Below are 1,121 nucleotides of genomic sequence, written 5' to 3' on the forward strand. Positions count from 1 at the left end.
AGGATCAACCCATGCAAAAAGCCTTATTACATTCATCATTCTTTTTACCTTTACTTTTATCTTTTTGTATCGCTGAAGAAAATGGGGCGTATGCGAGCGTGGGGTTTGAATATTCTATCAGTCATGCTATCCAACACAATAACCCTTTTTTGAATCAAGAACGCATCCAAACCATTTCTAACGCTCAAAATAAAATCTATAAGCTCAATCAAGTTAAAAATGAAATCACCAGCATGCCCAACACCTTTGCATATATCAACAACGCTTTGAAAAACGATGCTAAATTAACCCCCACTGAAATGCAAGCCGAACAATACTACCTCCAATCCACCCTTCAAAACATTGAAAAAATAGTCACACTTAGCGGTGGCGTTGCATCTAACCCACAATTAGCCCAAGCGTTAGAAAAAATGCAAGAACCCATTACTAACCCTTTAGAATTAGCAGAAAACTTAAAAAATTTAGAATTACAATTCAGCCAATCTCAAAACCGCATGCTTTCTTCTTTATCTTCTCAGATCGCTCAAATTTCAAATTCCTTGAACGCGCTTGATCCTAGCTCTTATTCTAAAAACATTTCAAGCATGTATGGGGTGAGTTTGAGCGTAGGGTATAAGCATTTCTTTACTAAGAAAAAAAATCAAGGGTTTCGCTATTACTTGTTCTATGACTATGGTTACACTAATTTTGGTTTTGTGGGCAATGGCTTTGATGGTTTAGGCAAAATGAATAACCATCTCTATGGGCTTGGGATAGATTATCTTTATAATTTCATTGATAATGCACAAAAACATTCGAGCGTGGGTTTTTATGTGGGCTTTGCTTTAGCGGGGAGTTCGTGGGTAGGGAGTGGTTTGAGCATGTGGGTGAGCCAAACGGATTTTATCAACAATTACTTGACGAATTATCAAGCTAAAATGCATACGAGTTTTTTCCAGATCCCTTTGAATTTTGGGGTTCGTGTGAATGTCAATAGGCACAACGGCTTTGAAATGGGTTTGAAAATCCCTTTAGCGGTGAATTCCTTTTATGAAACGCATGGCAAAGGGTTAAACACTTCTTTGTTTTTTAAACGCCTTGTGGCGTTTAATGTGAGTTATGTTTATAGTTTTTAGGGGGGT

The 1,121-nt window shown here is 37.5% G+C and carries 1 protein-coding gene; it reads left to right on the forward strand.

Translation table 11 applies throughout. From position 1 onward, the window contains the following. Window positions 1-11: 11 nt before the first annotated feature. Window positions 12-1,115, forward strand: a complete 1,104-nt coding sequence (hopJ, locus tag QU01_RS07855) for a Hop family outer membrane protein HopJ/HopK (protein ID WP_033763438.1) — start codon at window positions 12-14, stop codon at window positions 1,113-1,115. The last annotated feature ends 6 nt before the right edge of the window (window positions 1,116-1,121 follow it).

Origin of the sequence: Helicobacter pylori SA221C, assembly GCF_000476855.1 — a bacterium.
Classification (GTDB): domain Bacteria; phylum Campylobacterota; class Campylobacteria; order Campylobacterales; family Helicobacteraceae; genus Helicobacter; species Helicobacter pylori_DK.